7 protein-coding genes are annotated in these 17436 nt (G+C 58.3%); all 7 read right to left on the bottom strand.

Annotation, left to right across the window (positions count from 1 at the left end):
- Nucleotides 1-676 precede the first annotated feature (676 nt).
- The 7 genes from xopAD to I6F35_RS18585 all read right to left on the bottom strand — a co-directional run bounded on the left by xopAD (nucleotide 677) and on the right by I6F35_RS18585 (nucleotide 17309).
- Entirely contained in the window at nucleotides 677-8587 is a 7911-nt protein-coding gene (gene xopAD / locus I6F35_RS18615; protein WP_225119119.1) for a XopAD/skwp family type III secretion system effector, read from the bottom strand.
- Nucleotides 8588-11091: 2504 nt separating this feature from the next.
- Nucleotides 11092-11718, bottom strand: a complete 627-nt coding sequence (locus I6F35_RS18610) for a pyridoxal-dependent decarboxylase (RefSeq protein WP_225119118.1) — start codon at nucleotides 11716-11718, stop codon at nucleotides 11092-11094.
- A 15-nt stretch (nucleotides 11719-11733) separates the two neighbouring features.
- Nucleotides 11734-12246 carry a hypothetical protein gene (locus tag I6F35_RS18605; protein WP_225119117.1) on the bottom strand — a complete coding sequence of 171 codons (513 nt, stop codon included), beginning with the start codon at nucleotides 12244-12246 and terminating at the stop codon, nucleotides 11734-11736.
- 90 nt (nucleotides 12247-12336) lie between these two features.
- Nucleotides 12337-12939: a GNAT family N-acetyltransferase gene (locus I6F35_RS18600; protein WP_225119116.1), complete on the bottom strand. Its 603-nt coding sequence runs from the start codon at nucleotides 12937-12939 to the stop codon at nucleotides 12337-12339.
- A gap of 1697 nt (nucleotides 12940-14636) precedes the next feature.
- The gene (locus I6F35_RS18595; RefSeq protein ID WP_225119115.1) at nucleotides 14637-14882 is read right to left on the bottom strand and encodes a hypothetical protein; all 246 of its coding nucleotides are present in this window, start codon (nucleotides 14880-14882) and stop codon (nucleotides 14637-14639) included.
- A gap of 335 nt (nucleotides 14883-15217) precedes the next feature.
- Entirely contained in the window at nucleotides 15218-16111 is an 894-nt protein-coding gene (locus I6F35_RS18590) for an alpha/beta hydrolase (protein ID WP_225119114.1), read from the bottom strand.
- 4 nt (nucleotides 16112-16115) lie between these two features.
- Nucleotides 16116-17309 carry a Bcr/CflA family efflux MFS transporter gene (locus tag I6F35_RS18585; RefSeq protein WP_225119113.1) on the bottom strand — a complete coding sequence of 398 codons (1194 nt, stop codon included), beginning with the start codon at nucleotides 17307-17309 and terminating at the stop codon, nucleotides 16116-16118.
- Nucleotides 17310-17436 lie beyond the last annotated feature (127 nt).

The raw sequence follows: 17436 nt of genomic DNA, 5'->3' as shown, positions 1-17436 counted from the left end.
TGCTTTGCTGCCGGCCGGCAAGGTCGCCTTGGTGCGCCCTAACCGACCTGCCCGTCACTCGTCCGAAGCTCCGAAGAAATGTTCGAGCTGTATAAGGGGTGCTTCGTTCCCACGCACTAGAGGCAGAGTATAGGGTCCCGATTTGTCGCATCTTTGCCAGCTACTTGAGGCTCATCGCGGCGAACCGAGAGCTGGGCTGCAAGCTCGTGAGCAGCCAGGTTCGCCGGCCGCGCAGGGCGCTCGGCAGTCCGGCTCGGCGCGGGAGCTTCCCCCGACGCCTGGCCACCCCGAGCGCGGGAGCTTCGGCTCGTTGGGCAGCAGATGCAAGAACCAGCATCACCATCAACTGCCGGGCCCCTGTCACGGGCCGCGTCGTCCGAATTGCGCGACGATGCTCACTCTGCGCCGGAGCTCCCCTGGAGAGAATCGGTCCACGTTGAAAGTAAACTCTTCTGGAACGACAGAGAACGACTGGGCAGGGTGATTGCCCCGTCGGCCGTGAAGCTCGTCATGCAAATCCTTTTCCACTCCTCGCGACATCGCCGACGAGTGGAAGGAGCGTGCATCTTGATCGACCGGGGCGGATTCCGGGAACCGACCGAGGCCGTTGCCCTCATCCGTTCGCTCCGGCGACCCCGACGGCCTGGTCTCGGCCAGGCCGCTCCGGTTATCTCCATCAGCCCAACTGGGTATAAGCCCTTAGTCGGTTCCCCAGCGCCTGCCGATCGGCCACGAGGTTATCGAGCTGCAGCTGCTCTGGCCACTGTCCTTGCGCCAAACGTCCAACCAGCGCTCGCGTGGCGTCTAGCAGAAAGACGCCGCAATCATAGCCGTTCTGCTGCTGGGCCATGGGGGCTATTCTCAGGCGGGCGCCTAGCCTTGCTGTGAGCTCTTCTGCCACGGCCCGGTTGCCACGCCCGCCGGAGTCGTAGTGATAGGCGACCATACTCTGCGGCGCGCGGCGATCAACGAGCAGCAGCGACCAATGAGTGCCTCCCCCATCAGTTCCGCCATCGTTCACCGGCAGCAACAGAAAGTTGGCTGTATCGTTACCATTCTGGTCATGGACGATCGCCATGAAAGTCGCTCGTACGTCGTTCGGGTTCTCTGCCAAGCGCAGCAGTTGAGTTAGCGCGGGTGGTACGAACCGCGTCTGTGCGGCTAGATCCGGATTCTCTCTCTGCAATTCTTCCTCCAGGAGCGCATAATCCGCCGCGATATGCTCGTCGCCCAGCCATTCCTGAGCGTCGAGAGCTAAGCTGCCGCGACCGTGGAGCGCGGCTGTCGGATCCAAGGCGTCGGTGCGAGCGCCGGACGTTTTGGGCGGAAGCACGCTTGACTGGTGATCATCATCATCATGCAGCACATGTGACGTGGACGGCAAACCAGCCAGAGCCCCAGGACTGCGGTGGATGTCTCGCGATGGAGCCCTCGCAGATGATGAGGGGAGTCCCCGCATCTCCTCCATGAGCAGCCCACCCGAATCTCGCGCCTTCTCAGAGCTTGACGCAACCGCAAGCTTCTGAACCGAGCCGGCCTGCTGAGCGCCCAGCCCTGCGCCACCGCTGAGATAGGCGTGCACGGCGGCCACGCATGCTTCGGCGTTCTTGTTGTTGTTCCTTTTATGGGGCGGAACGATTGTTACATTGGCTTGGCGATAATGCGGCGTGCGATGCCGCACGATTTCCTCGAAACGCTCCTTCTTCATGGCCGTTTTGTCGGAGCTCTGCAATCCGCTGGTCTCCCCTGCCTGGTCGATCCGTAGCAACGGGCGACTGGTGTCATTTGCAAGGCGCTTCCAGATCTCGCCTCGGTCAGTATCGAGCCAGATCGAGACCGCGTTGTTCAGGATGAGACGTCGGGTTTCTTCATTCTCGAACGCGCCGCCGCCAGTTGCGAGGACGACGTTGCCTTTTTCGACGCACTGCGCGATCAAGCTCGCCTCCCGATCCCTGAACCACTGCTTGCCTTTGTCTTCGGCATCGAAAATTTCCGTGATCGACATGCCGGTCTCTCTTTGAATCTTTTTATCGGAGTCGACGAAGGCGAGCCCGAGGCGCCGCGCGAGAGCCGGGCCGATGGAGGACTTGCCGGCGCCCGGCAGTCCGACGAGCACAATCGGCCGCGAGCCGAGCGACGAGACGACCTCTTTGGCCATTGGTGATTTCTCAGACAGTCGTGGCCGCTCGGCAGCTCGCGGACCAAACCCAGGAGAAGCTCGAGCGTCAAGTTCGACTCCCCAGTGAGGAAGCTCTCTGGCGCCCTCTGGTATCGCCACGTCTCTACAGACCTCTCGTGCACTCTGGGCAAGTTCTTTCGTAGCTTCCTCCAGAGCATCTCCGCTCAGCTCGAGCTTCAGCTTGTCTCGCTTCTTGTAGATATCATGGTTGGTAAGCTTAGCCTGGTAGCTCTGCGCCGTGTGGAACTCTAGCGCAAAGCGATATCCGTCCGGCGTGGTGAGCACACTGGTGACGCCGATAAAAGTTGGATCTCGCATCCTGAACCAGTTTGTCGTGCTGACCTCGGTGTAGCCCTGCTCGTCAAATGCCAAAATGGCTTTTTTGAACCCTCGTGCAAAATCCTTGTCAGGGATTTCGAAGAGATGCCGGACGGCGTTGCTGATCAGCTGCGTGTCGCCGTCCTTAGGGCTCGTTCCCATCAGCTGGTTTGCCATTGAGCGCGTCGATCTCAACGGTCGATCCGAACGAGGCATGTTTACGTCGATGTCTGCTCGTCTTAGGATCTCGGCGACCTTACGCACCGCTGTGGTAATCCCCTCCTCCTCCGCTGCAGCCCTAGCACGCTCAATTTCTGCGCGATCCGCGGCCTCTTTGGGGTTCATCGCCGCGACCGAATCTTCGGCCGTCAACTGTCGACCAGAGGCTTCCGGCAGGATACGTTTGTCCGCCGCGAGCTTGATGGCGGCTTCCATGACTGAAGCCGTTAGCGTCGGATTGTCCTTCAGATCCTTTAACGAAGCATCGACATCGAACCTGCCGTGGTTGAGCGTGGCCGCTAGGCCTTTGACGTAGGGGACGGATCTTAGGCCCGGCGTTTGTTGCAGCAGGCGCCGAAGCTGTTGGCCTTTTTTCAGGAAAAGTTGGGCACTTGTGTCTGATTTATAGGCATCGGTGCCGACCTTGTTGCCGAGGCTAAGAAGATTGCTTGCGCTTTGTATGAGGTTGTCCGGCTCGTAGCCATCCGGCTGGGAATCGATGCGTGCAGGGTAATGGTCAAGTAAGGCCTGAACGCGGTCTCGCGGGTGCGCGGAGGCCTGATAGGCTTCGGCCAAGTCCGGTAGCAAATCCGAAACTGCCTGGCTCACACCATGGTCGGCGTGGGTGTCGCGTTCGACCGCCTCGAGCGGGAGGACCCCATTCGCATCAGCAGCCCAAGCCTCCAGGTCGGCCGCGAGCAATTCGTTGATCTCGCGAGCGACCGGATGCTCTGCGAGGTCGATCTCCCGCATCACACTTTCAAGCTGGGGCTGGATATCTTCGTCGCTCACCTCTTCCTGATTCAACAAGTCACGTATGGCTCTCCTGAGCTCGTGGTGAATACCTTCGTAGGTACCAAAAATGGCCCGCTCGGCAAACCAGCGCCGGGCTTGATCGGGTTGAGCCAGAAAATCTCGCTGCAAAGTGCTAAAGCTTTCCAAAGTGTCCTGCGTGGCAGCGAGGATCTGGCTGGCACGACTAAAATTGTACCTTCCGTCCTCGATGGCGGGGGTATGCGATTTTGGCGGCTTGAGCGAGCGGGCTGCGCGAGCTTGCTCCGCCTCATCGAACTGGCGAACATGCTCATAGAGCTGCGGCCGGTCGCCGATAATGATAACCGTATCCCCATCGAAGTCGCCGTCGAGTTTTTTTTGTTCATCGGGCGGCACGGCAACCAAGGACCCCGGAGCGAACACCTCGGTCGCCTGGAGGATGCCGACGCCATCAATTGGCGTCTCCGCCGTGACCCGCTCCTTGCGGCTGGTCCAGGCCGAATGGGACTTGACGTCTTCCGCCGACAATACCATCGCACGATCTCGGTAGTTCGCCGGCCACATCTCGTCAGGCACTACGATGAGAATGCCTTTGGCGAAAAAAGTCGGATCATCGCTCGCCAGTTGCTCCCCCGACTTCTCGGCGACATTGAAGCTGTATTGGATGGCCACGCATTTGTCGAGAAATGCCGCAGTTGCGTCGCCATCGGCTGACGACTTGACTCGTTCAGGGCTTAATGGGCGTAAGTTTGGCTTATCGTACGGAGAGCGGCCGATCAGCACGCCAGCCGTACCCGTCAGTCCCTCGCTCTTAAGCTTAGGCACATGCACACGGCCATCATTGGATGGCACGGCAACCGCGCCGGGGGCTTCGATGTGTCCGGCCGTCACGATGCGATACAACTCTTCGGAGCTCAGCGGTTCTCCTTTTTTACGCTCAAGCCAACTGTTGGCTTTCTCGCGTGCCTCTTCTGCCACCCTCTCGCTTCGCGAATAATATTGCAGGGCCGCGGCGGGGAGCGATGATTTCTTTCCCTCTGCGAATGCAGGCACCAGATCAGGACCATCTCGCCGGCCAGCGCGCCGAACAGCTAGCATACGCTCCGCCAGAGAGGCTCTGATGAAGCCGGAACCGTCATGCGGCCGTAAAGCTATCGGGCCTTCCGGTCCAATCAGCTTGAAAGGATGCTCCTCGCCGGCAGGGCGGTCCGGCAACAGCGACAATTTGAAATTGCCCTCCAGCGCGTAGTCGCGAGGGCCTAGATCGTCGATGCTAGGAGGGGCAGCAAAGCCCCTGCGCTGCGTGTAGTAATAGGCCTCCTTAAAGGGCGCCCAGGCGCGCGATAGCTGCTCGAACGCCGTACCCGGTGCGGTTTCGGCATACGGGATTGCCAACAGCTTCCCCCCGGAAGGCTTGGGGCCTCGCTCGCCCGGAGCGACGGAGGCGATTTGCGACAGGGTCGGCTTCGGCGCCTTTAACTTGCTTCCGCCGAACAGGTCCATGCGGTAAGGTATATCATCGACACAGAACACGCGCCTTAGCATGAACGGGCTCGGCTTTCCCGGCAGTTGGACCGCGACCATCGGAATAGCTCCCGAGGTCAAGCGATGAAAGATCGAATATCGCTGCTCGGGCTGCGTGGCCAGCCGGCGCCCTTGCAGGTCAACAACCGGCAACTGCATCAGTCCCGCCTCGCCTTCGGGCGGTCTGGGCTCGTGATCCATCGTTCGTAATACTTGATGCATATCAAAGACGGACGGCGGATGCTGATTCCGGATTGTCCCCTCATCCAGCGTCATGAACGAGTCGAGCGCGTCAATCGCATCGTCCCCTTCGATTTGCGCAATCAGATTCCAGCTCATGTTGGAAAGATCGCTCTCGATGAGGTTCCGCGTCTCCGCCAGGATTTTCTTGGTCTCACGCTCCAGCTGCTGCCGCCTCGTAGCCAAGTCAGACTTCGTACCTTCGACATACGGTCGCTGGTACAAACTCGCCAAGACCTCACGCGCCTTGAGCACTTGAAAGATCGACAGCGCGGGACGGCGGCTCGATAACGAGGCACGGCTCCGCCGCTCGGTATTGCTTGCCTGTAGATACGCCCGGACCTTCTGCTCCAAACCTGGTTGGAGATCGTTCAGCAGGTTTAGCGCTTGCCTCCGGTGCCAGAGCATCGATTTCTCCGGGCTGCGGGCCAATGGCAGCAGAGCGATACAAATGTTACCCATGGATTCGAGGTTGTTCTCTGCGGCAAAACCAGGGGCATGAGCCAATTCCTCGAGCCGACTTAACCCCGTCGGTGCGAGCAAAGCGAGATCGTCGAACAGTCGAGCCTTTCCCAACGACTTGAAGATGTTGGTTATGCTCAAGAGGTCGGCCTGCTCGAGCCGATCATTTGCATAATTCAAGTAATGGACCAGCTGCTGCAGCCGGTCTTTCAGCAGGCTGGCGTCAGCAATGTCTCCAGCTTCCTCCGCCCTTATGAAACTTAGCCCTAAGGCATTGGCTATCCTGCTGAGGTCAGGCGTTGTGAAAGCGGCGAATCGCTGGCCTCCTCGACCCAGGTCGCGCGCCAGATGCACGATTGCCTGACTACATGCCGCCTCTCCGCGCCATTTGATGAAGCTGTTCATCAGGTCGGCCTGTTGCTGCGGAGTAAAATCGGACAGCCGGCGGCGGAGCATCTCCCGAGCGATAGCGACTGCGGCCTCGGAACAGTCTTCGTCTGACCGCCACTTGCTGAAGCCGTTCGTCAGATTTGTCAGCTCCAGGCTATTAAAGTCGGAGAGCCTGTGGCGGTCGAGAAGATCGCGGGCGATCGCGGCTGTTGCTTGGCGGCAGCTCTCCTCTCTCGGCCACTTGCTAAAGCCATTCACCAGACTTGAGGACTCCCGTCGAGTAAACGACAAGACCCGATCGGGGCGGTTGAGGATCTCGTCGGCGACGGCAATTGAGGCTTGAAGAGTCGACGTGCGGTCAGGCCATTTGCTGAACGCATTCACCAGGTTCGCAAGCGAGGTCTCAGCAAAGCCAGAGAGCCGGCCGTGGCGACCAGCACGGTCAAGGATCTCGTCTGCCACTCCGACTGTGGCTTCCTCGCAAGCCAGCTCTTTAGGCCACTTGCTGAAACCGTTTACCAGGTTGGCCAGGTCCTGCTGGCTGCAATGAGATAGACGGTCGGGGAAACCGGTGATCTCCTCTGCGACGGCGGCAACCGCTTTGCGACAGGCCATCTCTTGCGGCCACTTGCTGAAGCCGTTCACTAGGTTCGCCAGGCTGAGCTCGGTAAAGCCAGAAAGGCCGTCGGGTCCGCGGGCGAGCTCAAGAATTTCAGGAGCGATGGCTAGCGCGCCTGCGTGACATCTAGAGTCATGCGGCCACTTGCTGAAACCGTTCACCAGGAGAGCCAAGCTCGGCCGAGTGATCCCGCGCAGACGAGTGCGGAGGAGCTCACCAGCGAGTGCGGCTGTGCCCGCTCTACAGTGCGCTTCCTCGGGCCACTTGCTGAAACCGTTCACCAAGTTTACCAAAGCCTGTGGGGTGAAATCACGTAGCTTCCGCCGTTGGATCTCCCGGGCGATTGCCACTGTGGCCTCTCGGCAGTCTTCTTTTCTCGGCCATTTGCTGAAACCATTCACCAGCAGGGCCAGGTTCTGTGGAGCGAAGTCAGAGAGCTCGCGACCAAAAACCTCGGCGGCAATTGCGACCCCCGCTCGGCGCGCAAGCCGCCGGTCGGACCACTTGCTGAAACCGTTCACCAGGTTTGCCAAGCCTTGTGGGTCGAAGTCACCTAGTTGGCGGCGCGTCACCTCGCTGGCGATTGAGAGTGCGGCGCGCTCGCACCTTGCTTCTTCCGGCCATTTGCTGAAACCGTTGACTAGGTTCGTAAGTGCCCGAGAATTATAATCCGAAAGTTGCGCGCGACCAAATACCTCATCGGCAATCGCCGCAGTCGCCTTGCGACAGATGGCCTCCTTCGGCCACTTACATAAAGTGTTCACCAAACTGGGCAGTTGCTGCTGATTGACATCTGAGAGCGTCCTGTTTTTGGCGCGGCGAACGAGCTCGGTGGCTATCGCGATCATGCCGTCGCGACACTCCGTCCTTTCGGGCCATTTGCTGAACCCATTCGCGAGCGATGAAAGACTCAGATCATTCAGATGCTGGAGCACCAGATTTTCTTCGCAAAAGAATTTCGCAATCCTGATCGTTGCGTTACGGCATGTTGTCGATTGTGGATGCCGCCCGAATGAAACCGCAAATAGCGAAAGCGCCCTCAGCTCAACTTTCCTCATGAGTGCGTCATCAAGCTGCGAGACGTGAGCTGCCATCGCCTTGCACGCATCTATGCCCGCCCGACCGCCCGCCTCCCGGCTCACCGCATTGCAGGTGAGTGCGTAACCCCAGCTTTGGTTATCGCGTACATTGTCCTCCCATCGAGGTATAAAATCACTTTCAAACAGAGCCGCGGCCCGTTCCAGGAAAGTTGCAAGGATCGGCATCTTCAGCTGTTTGGTATAGTCCACTACGGCAATTGAGAATGCATGGAAGTCACGAGCGCGACAAGCGCGCTCAAGAGTCTCCATGCCCTTACGAAGACTCGAGCGCTCGAGGTCCGCACGTCCATGCACTTCCTGACCATGCGCCCCGTGCGGCACCAGCTCGCTGATCCGCCGCTTGACTGGCCCGCCCCGCAGGTCGGGCCCGGACCGCTCAGGTTGAATGAGAGGGTCTCTTTGCAAGCTCCCAGACGTTCGATCGGCTTGCAATGCTTCGTCGCCCAGAGCGGAGCTCGGGTCGCGACTTAGCCGCTCAAGATCTGGTCTAAACCGGCGGTTCTCGCTCTCGGTGACGACGTCGCCGATACGACGTCGCTTCGGTTCGGGCGCCATCTCGGGCATAACCCGTTTGTAACGAGCTATCTCCTCTGTTTGGGAAATCGCCGTTTCTTGATCTGGACGCCAGCGTCCAGCTCCAATACCCGACGATTCTTGCTCCTGAGCGAGGGCGTCACGGTAAGATGGACGGGCTCGCTCCTGAAGATTGCGCCCGTACAGCCCTTCGAAACGCCTTCCCGCCTGAGCTCGAAAGGCAGCCACCGGCGGCTCCTCCGCACTGAGAGCGCCAGCGTGCAAACCCTCGCGCCCTCGACCAACCCGACGATGTTCGCTGTCAGAGCGCTCCGCGGTTTGCTCTCGATGTGGTGCGCCGCACTGCTCAGGCTTGGAGCGAACATCCTGCAAGACAGAGCTGAATGATTGGTCTCGAGCGTCTCCGGCTAATTCATTGCGCTCACTATCGACCCGCGGGCTAGCGTCGGCATCGGAGCCCGGGATATCCGATCGCCAACGATCGTGAATGCGCGTCAAGATTCATCTCCCATGCAATTGAGGACCTGTAAGCACCGGCGGTTGGCGCGAGCCTACGCTGCGATGCGCGATAAAGGACACGAGGCCGAACCGTTACTCAGCCGGCCGACGCGAACCGGTCAGGTGTGAGGCCCGCACTGTGAGAGCGATCGCCCATCAGATCCCGGGCCGCTTCGTGGACGTCTTCTGCAATGATGCTGCAGCTGGAGCGCCACAACCCTCTAAGCCACGCAATACCCACCGCTTGGAAGACAGGCTCGATTTTCAAGGAAGTGCGATGCAACACTCAATCAACCGTTGGTTTTGCCGGCTGGCGACCGAGCGGTCTCGCTTGCCCAGAATCTGTTTCGATAGGCAGCGATCAGCATAGCCGTCCTCACCTCACCTGGTGTCAACACTCGCCGCACGTTTTTCCGCGCGAGGTCTGATGCCCGTACCCATCCGTGATAGCCCGAAGCCTTAGCTGTAGGAGCTGACAACAAGCTGACGAAGTCGCTACGAGTGGCGCCACCATCACACATTATGGACTGGGTTGCGGAACAGCTGATCGATAGGAGACTAATGTTTGCTACAAGCCCTCTCGATGTATAGCAACGCTTAGCCATCGAGAAGCTGACGCGCCTCAGGAAGCCCCTGATCAGCCATGGACCCGATGGATTCCGGAAGCTGTGACGTCCGATGTCCAGCGAGATTTCGGTTCGCAAGGCTCAGTCCGGCTTGTGAAGAGATCTCTGATCAGTCGTCTGTCCACGAAACGTCGCGTCTCGCTCAGCCATCCTTCGGTCCCGAGCAAAGTGCCAGCATGTCGTTGGGAACAAGCAAGCGCTCCGTCCCGAGCTGCCGCTCGGCTTCCTCGCTGCGCCCGCTGGGAGCATGGCGTCTCATTTTAAAGCAAACTCCTGAGATTTGAACGAGTGTTAAAAAGGCTCAAATGCCTCCATCGAGCTTACCCTGAGCGGTGTTCTTCCGGGAACCGAAAGGCTGAGCGCGAGCCTTCTTCCAGAAGCTGACTAGGCTCCGAGGACCTGAGAATAACCATGGATTTCGCACACCTGGGCATGCGGTCGGATAAGAAAGATCCGCCCGACAGGTCGAGGCGGGGCGCAACTGTTTCGTAGCCTGACTCCGGAAAGGTCAAAAAACCCGCGGCATCGCAGCCGCAACGGCGCAATCCTCCGAGGTTAAATCACATGGTAGACCCATTCGGAGGCGAGCGGACGCTGCAAAACATTGCTCAAACATTTTCATCACTTGCGATCGACGAAGTTCTCCTACAAAACCATCGCTCTAGTCGCGACAAAGCCAAACAGGCTAAAAAAGACTCCGGTTTGGGCGGCAGCCCAACCCAAAGACCGCGGAAAACAATTCCGCCCAGAATGATCTTTCCCGAGGCTATGCTTTCTACAAACCGATTCCGGAAGACATACGCAGCAAGGATCATCGACGGCGAGGTCGTCGTCCCGTCACCGGACGGCACCACAAACTTTTCAGTCCACCCTTTCTAGCTCAAACTTTAGTTGAAGACACTCTTATCATCCAACGCTTTCTATGGCTCCGCGACCCACACTGCAGCGCCTTGGAGAAGGCACTTGCCGACCATCATTCATCTCCTTTCGCCAGGCCACGTCAGGTGTCGGTAAGCTAACGTGAGTAGGGGAGAGAGCGATGCCAGCGGGATGCGTCCATGGACCAGTTCAACAATATCGACCCAGCCTAACCTTACTCAACGCGACGTCCTCCGCACGGTTTACTAATACAAGATGTGACGGGTTTTTGCGGCTAACGACGGTCGTTTGTGCCATTGCTTCTCCCGCTTGATCGGCAACCATCCTGCCGGTGCTCCGTCTAGACGACAGGGTCGACGACAATCGCGACGCCACGCCATCAATTCCTTGTCCGAAAGTGCCTAGCCAAATGTACGGATCCGATCGATGAGACCGCCCCCATGCTCGCTGAGTAAGCTAGCGCCGTTTTTCTGCGGCGAACTGACAAGACGGAACGGCGGGACGCGCGCCTTTAAGGTTTTTGCGAACACGCGCCTCGTCTGGGACCTGGCATGCGGCCGATACCCAGCCTAGCGTGCGCACGTAGTGGCAAATTCGCGACACCCTCTGCAGGGGCTATCTCTGCTCAGGCCTTAGGCGTCAAGCGTCGGAGAGAACGCAATCAGGCTTGTTCGCCTGCGCTGTTAAGTCCGACAGTTTCCAAGCACCTCACCTACTCCGCTGTTAAGGCTAAGCGCGCGATGCGCAGCCACCACGAACGTCAGCCCCTTTGAGATTCATCCTGCTGGTCGTCATCGCTTCGATTAGCGCATCGATCTGCCGTCTGGTCGTTCCCGGCGTAACGACCAGATGACTGACGTCCTGAGTCGCAATCTGCCACTTGTTCTTGATGCGCTCTTCGACAGGAGGAAAGACGACAGTCAGCGCATCGGGATTACGCCAGGCACTCACGCCACGGGCATTGAGTTGTTCGGCTCCATAGGCCGCGAGCTGCTCACATTGATGGAAGGAGTGCTTGATCCCCTCGACACCCAGACTACGGATCGCATACCAGAGGACGATGGGCGTATACGTATTGCGCGATCCGCTCAACGTGGTATCCGAGGTGCCGATATAATCGATCGCGCGCATTACGCGCTCTACATGCTGCTTGCGCGTGAGAACGACGCCACAAGGCATCGGCGCGCCGAGGAACTTGTGCCCGCTGACGGTGATAGTGTCGGCTCCTTCGGCGAAATCGAACGCCGGCTTTGGAGTCAAGAAGGGGCGCGTACGGTCCGCACAGCGCTGCGTCGCAATGGATATGAACGTTGTTGATCCCGACGTCTCGCAGAACGGTGCGGATTCGCCGTGCATCGTCCTTCCCCTCTTTCATGGTGGTTCCGATATTTGCGAAACAACGGCCGGTCGATGCCGTGCGCGGGCGGCCTGCTGCCATAAGTCGTCATAGCTCATTTCACCGTTTGGCTCGGAACGCACCACACAGTGTTCGAGCCCAAGTAAATGTACCCCTTTGCTCACGCTGTAATGAGTGTCTTGCGAGAAGTACACGATGCCGTTCGGACACCGCTCTCGACCCAGATACAACCCATAGATGTTTCCCTCCGTGCCTCCGTTGGTGATATAGCCCCAAGACTCGTCCGATTGTGCGCGAAACAACCGGGCAAAGAATTCGATGACTTCGCATTCGAAGACGCGCGAACTGACGCGGTAGGTTGCCGATTTGAACGGATCTCCGACGTTGTTGGCCGTCAGCTTCAGGAAGCGCCACAACGGTTCGTAGTTGAATCCCTTCGCAAATGGATAGCCGAGAAAACACTCGTTTGCTTCCTCCATCGAGTGGAACAAATCATCGAGCCGTTCGAGATCATGGAGATCTAGCATGATGGGTCTCGGCAGAATAGCTGGATTATAAGTCCTTCGGGCGGCGACCGGGCAAGGCGTGCTGCATGAAGGCTGGCAGCCGTGCCGCATTCAATTGGGATGGCGGAGGATCGGGAAAACCGGTGGAGAACTACCGACCTGCACCTCACCTATGACTTTCCATCCCATGCGTTCATACAGCCGAAGCGAGTGAACGCTAGTGGCCTCCCCATATGCCAGTGCTTTCGCCTCGTCGGAAATCGCGAGGCCATACCGGAACAGACGGTCTCCCAGCTTGGCTCGCTGGTGCATGGGATCGATGCCAAGCAAGGTGAAATACCAATGCGGCTGCTGCGGATGATATCTGCCGAACTGGTCGAATAACCTTTCGGTTTCCGCGCGCCGGTCCTCTGGAACGCTCCCGAGCAGGAAGTTCATCATCCGCGCGTCATCTCGATGCATTTTATCGGTCTGCCACAGAAGCGCGCCTTTGTCGCCATTATCGAAATACGCGCCACTGCGATTGGTGTATGCGTCACCGCAGTAATACTCGATGAATCCGCCGAAATGGCGCAAGTAGCGCTCCGGCTCGGGATAGAGCCACCTCAAGAATGGGCACATCGTAAAGGCTGTCGTTAGGATGGCATTGACCCTCGATCGGTTCGCAGGGGAGACGATCCTGATCGATTCGTTCTCTCTGGTCGCTGATTGCATGATTCCACCTCTGTCGAAAGCCGTGTGAAGAGGACCGGTCGCAAGCGTAACGACGCGCCAGTGGAATTGAGTTGAGAGCTTGCAAACCAATAGGTTCAAGTGCTCTGCAACCTCGCGTTTCCCTTCGCCTGCAACTTCGGAGGTCTTCGACCGGCTGGCGCTACTGCGGCTTGGCGAGTGCAGGATTTGAGCCAGCCGCAAGTTGCGATTTTGCGCTTGTCGCATTCGCAACAGCTTGGCGCGCTCTGGACAAGAGACGCGTTTGCTTTCGGACGGCGCGCGCAGGGCAACGCGATTTGGCCACCTGCAAGCTGCCGGGCACCCACCGTCTTGATCATTTCTGGCCCCGTTGGTTGGTGCACGGGTGCCATCCGCGCTGTCGCAAATTGCCCATTGCCGAAGCAGCAGACGGGGCTCGGTGGACGTTGTCCGGACACTTTCACGGGGGACAGACTCGAGCACCAGGGCGTCCTTAGCACTAAGCTTCCTGTGGGAGTCGAAGCCCGGCACCACTCAGGAAGGGAAAAGATTATTCTGCAATTGGGGGCCACACTCGATGAGGTGTCGTTTGGCCTTACCCAGCACGGCTATCGCCAGACTTGGCTCCAATGAACGGGAGATAGATTCCATTGATGATTCGACTGCCGAAGCCAACTGCTTTTCTGGGGTTAACAGCCTCGGCTGGAACACGCCGCTCTGGTTATTGGTCCTGGCACTGGCGCATATGATAGGCATACGGCTTTCCTAATTTCGAAGATTAATTTCGGGCCGAAGCGACTGCTGGACCACTCCTTGCGCTCAATTTCCTCAGGAGTGCAAATGGTCGGCAGAGGGTCCCGCTCTGAGCGGTTCTTGCTCTCCAATGTGCACTCCCAGAGCGAGCAAATTGCTGACATGTCTGGCCACAGCTCGGCAATCACACCAAGAATGCGAAATGCCCCTGACGATTTTCGAAGGCCGACGAGGAGCCTGATCACTCTCGGCAAGATCGGAAGCAGGACGAAACCCGATTATGAGCATAATGTCGCCCGAGAGGCACTCACGCCGACGACGAAGCAAGACGTCCTCAATATCGGCTTCAGCGAGAAATAGGAGGGCAGCCCGGTCACCCGCCCGAAGAGCTGATCGCGTGTATCAAAGCTGCGCCGATGGCCGTCCTAACGTCGTTTTCATAGATTGGGCGAGCTTTTTGTTCTGAGAAGCTGCAAACTCGAACTAGCCTTTTCGTCGCTAGCCGGAGATCAAGGCAACTCAGAACCGCAGCGACGGAGTCAGGCCTCTGCGACCTCAAGGTTCGGCGGCAGCTTCGAACGGTATCGAACGAGCTCTGCACTCGACGCGACCGGCCTTGAGATCCACAGCGGCTGGAAGATCGGGACCTCTGCGCGTTGTCAGAAATGGTTTGATTAGTTGCACTCCCTCAACCGACTTCCGGCAAGAAACCCAATGCGCTTAATCGCGCCGCTTGGAATTGCGGGCATCAAGCCTTTATTTTATCTGAGGTTCAGCGCGCCTGGCTGAGTTCATCGATGGCGAACTCGTCGGCAGTGTAGACAGTTTTCGAGGCCCAACGTGATCCAGAACCGAGCAGACTCATAGGGTTACGTAGAACTCAAAGTGGGGACCGATACCCGCTATGACGAGGATCAATGGGTCAAGTTTGTGCTGCGCACGTGCAAAGAGTCTCATCCGCTCGCTCACTGCATTTGATCCGCGCCGCGACCGATGAACTCGAGCACCGACTGCGCCTTGTGGATCTCACGTGCGAGGCGCTTAAAGATCCGGATCGTAGACGCAAGGGTAACGATAAGTCCGACCCTCTCGCATGCTAGCTCAAAATGATAAGTAACCTGTTCGTTGCTGGGTGCAACGCCAGTCTGCAGAGAGCTGATCGTTAATGATTCGAGCATGTGCTCGACCACGTCCTTTTCGGCCTGAATCAATCCCGCTTCCTTCTGAATGTTGGTTTGCCCGTAAGAGCCAGGCCATTGATCCTCGGCGCCGTTGCGATCGCCTTGAAAAATCCGCCAAAGCCACTCCGCCTAGGCGCCTTCGCTTCCACGGCGGTCACATGCGCGCTCACGGAACGCTGCGCGAGACGGCTTCCGTCGACCTCCAGGCTCTACATCGGGGACTGCGGCCTCACTTCACGTTCGATGTTGTCCGCCTTGAACTTGGAAAGCGCCAAACTTGCGTCTCGGGCACTGCGGAACGGATCGCCATTCCGTTGCCAGGGAAGACCGCTTCGTAGTGTCCTGAACGGCTCAAGGCTTCCACGTCAGTGTCTGCACCGATGGAGGCCGACCGTTAGGAAGCGATCGATCATGGCATTCACCTGATCTGCGACCTCAATCGTGTTATAATGTCCGGCGAGCATCGTCTTCGCTATGACCAGCTGTGGACAGATCTCCTGAAGCCGATCGAGGTCACGTGCCATGTTGACCAGCGGAACATCGGCCGAAATGTAAGCCATGGGGATCCGGCAGGCCTCTGCAGCCGGGACTGGATCATAGTTCAGGATAGCGTTCCGGATCATCGAATGGGCCACATGCTGTGGCATTCTCTCGCAAGGCGGAAGTACATAGGTTTCGTAGATCATCTTCCGCCGTGCGGGATCTTCGAAATCGCAGCCAAGCTCCCATGCGTTCGCCTTTAAGACCGACAGATAGTCGGGCCCACCGATGCCTTCCAGCAGCGTCCGAACTTCGGGAGATTCGCGCAACATCGGGGGTGGCATAACAATTGTATCGATCATCACCATGCCTGCCGCCAGATCCGGATAGCGGCCGCAAAGTTCGAGCGCAATCCGGCCTCCCATGCTGTGGCCAATGACAACGGGCTTGTGCAGTTTTAGTTCCGCGCACTGCCAAGCGACATCGTCCGCCAATCCTTCGATCGTGTAGTCTTGCCGGGGAGCATCGCTGAAGCCGTGACCGCGAAGATTGACGGCCACGACCCGACGGCTTTGAGCGAAGTGGGCGATCTGGGGCGCGAAGATACCATGGTCACCTGTCCAGCCATTCACAAGGAGCAGCGGAGGGACTTGCGCGGCTGCAGGTCCGGCCTCAACGTGGGCCAAACGTATACCGTCGCGGCTCAACTGGACGGGCTTCAACTTGTCATAAGAGATCACGGTCTTTCCTCCTGAGCTTGGCCTGCTTTCCATGAACATCGGCTCAATCCTTCGGGGCACGAACGATTCCGACGTAAGCGGCGATCGCCAACAAGCAGAAAGCAAACATCACTAGCGCCATCGAAAATGCGGAATGCCCGTCAAAAAGAGCAGCGACCATTGCGCTTGATGAAGCGGCGGCGGCCATTTGCACGAAAGCTCTTGCGGCACTAATGGAGCCTACGATCTCGGGTATCTGCCGCAGTGCCTCGTTCGTAGCATGCGGCGAGATCAAGCCGAACGACAATGCGACGCCGACCATTACCAACACCACGACAACAGCCGAGTTGCCTCCCGCGATCGCCATAACGAGCAGAGATGCGGCCAGGATGGTCGAGATTACGAGCCCGGTCGCAATGACTTGCGCGGGCGATAGTCCCCACCGGCTGAGTTTTCCGCTGACCCGGGTCCCGGCCATGACGGCCAGCGAACTTGCTGCGAAGATCACACCATATTCATACGGCTTGAGACCAAGAGCGTTAATGAAGAATAGGGATGAGCCGGTGAAGTAAGCGAACATCGCTCCGGCAGCCGCCGCGTTGCAAAGGATGTTGCCCATGCAGATGGGATGCCGCAGAATGCGAAGATAGTTCCGGACGATCGCCGCAGGGCTGAGCCTAACGTTCGGATCAATCCTCGCGCTCTCGCTGAGGCCTGACATTGCCACAAGCAGCACCAATGCCCCTGCGATTGGCACGAGGTAGATAGCCCGCCAGTTACCGAAAGCAAGGAGGATCGCGCCGATGGTCGGTGCTATCATTGGGACGATGTAGATTGCTAAAACCAGGTTAGCCATCTTTGCGGCTGCGGCCTCACCATCAAAGATATCTCTGACAATTGCAAAGGCAGCAATTGCAGTGGCGGAAGCGCCGGCTCCCCCGATCACGCGAAAAATCAGGAGCTGGGGCAATGAAATTGCCAGCATGCAGCCCACGCTTGCGCAGACAACAAGTACACAGCCAAACCGAACGATAGGCTTGCGACCGAGGTGATCCGATATCGGCCCGTAAGCGAGGGCAGTGGCTCCCAAGCTCACGAAATAGACGCTCATCGCCAAACCCATTTCGGCCGAGGTCGCTCCGAGATCGTCTCCCGTGGCCGAAAGGCTTGGGAGGATTGTGTCAATGCCAAACGTCGGCAAGGACGCCATAAGACCAAGCAAGAAGGTAAAGGCGAATGAATCGGAATGAATGCGCAAGGCGAGCTTTTCTTTGATTAGTGCCTAGGCGGGCGCCGGTCCCAGGAGGCAAGTGTTTTCATCACCGAGAACCAATTCATCCAACAGTCGCCGTTTCGCTGATCGTCAGGCCGGTCCCGCGCGAACC

The organism is Bradyrhizobium sp. BRP22, from assembly GCF_020194175.1.
In the GTDB taxonomy this organism is placed as follows: domain Bacteria; phylum Pseudomonadota; class Alphaproteobacteria; order Rhizobiales; family Xanthobacteraceae; genus Bradyrhizobium.
The sequence above is the reverse complement of the archived record's forward strand: the minus strand, read 5'-3'. Positions and strand labels throughout refer to the sequence as shown.

Coding starts and splice junctions, on each gene's coding strand:
- I6F35_RS18610 (WP_225119118.1), bottom strand. CDS start 11,718: ATGCACGGCGAATCCGCACCGTTCTGCGAGACGTCGGGATCAACAACG.
- I6F35_RS18605 (WP_225119117.1), bottom strand. CDS start 12,246: ATGCTAGATCTCCATGATCTCGAACGGCTCGATGATTTGTTCCACTCG.
- I6F35_RS18600 (WP_225119116.1), bottom strand. CDS start 12,939: ATGCAATCAGCGACCAGAGAGAACGAATCGATCAGGATCGTCTCCCCT.
- I6F35_RS18590 (WP_225119114.1), bottom strand. CDS start 16,111: ATGTTCATGGAAAGCAGGCCAAGCTCAGGAGGAAAGACCGTGATCTCT.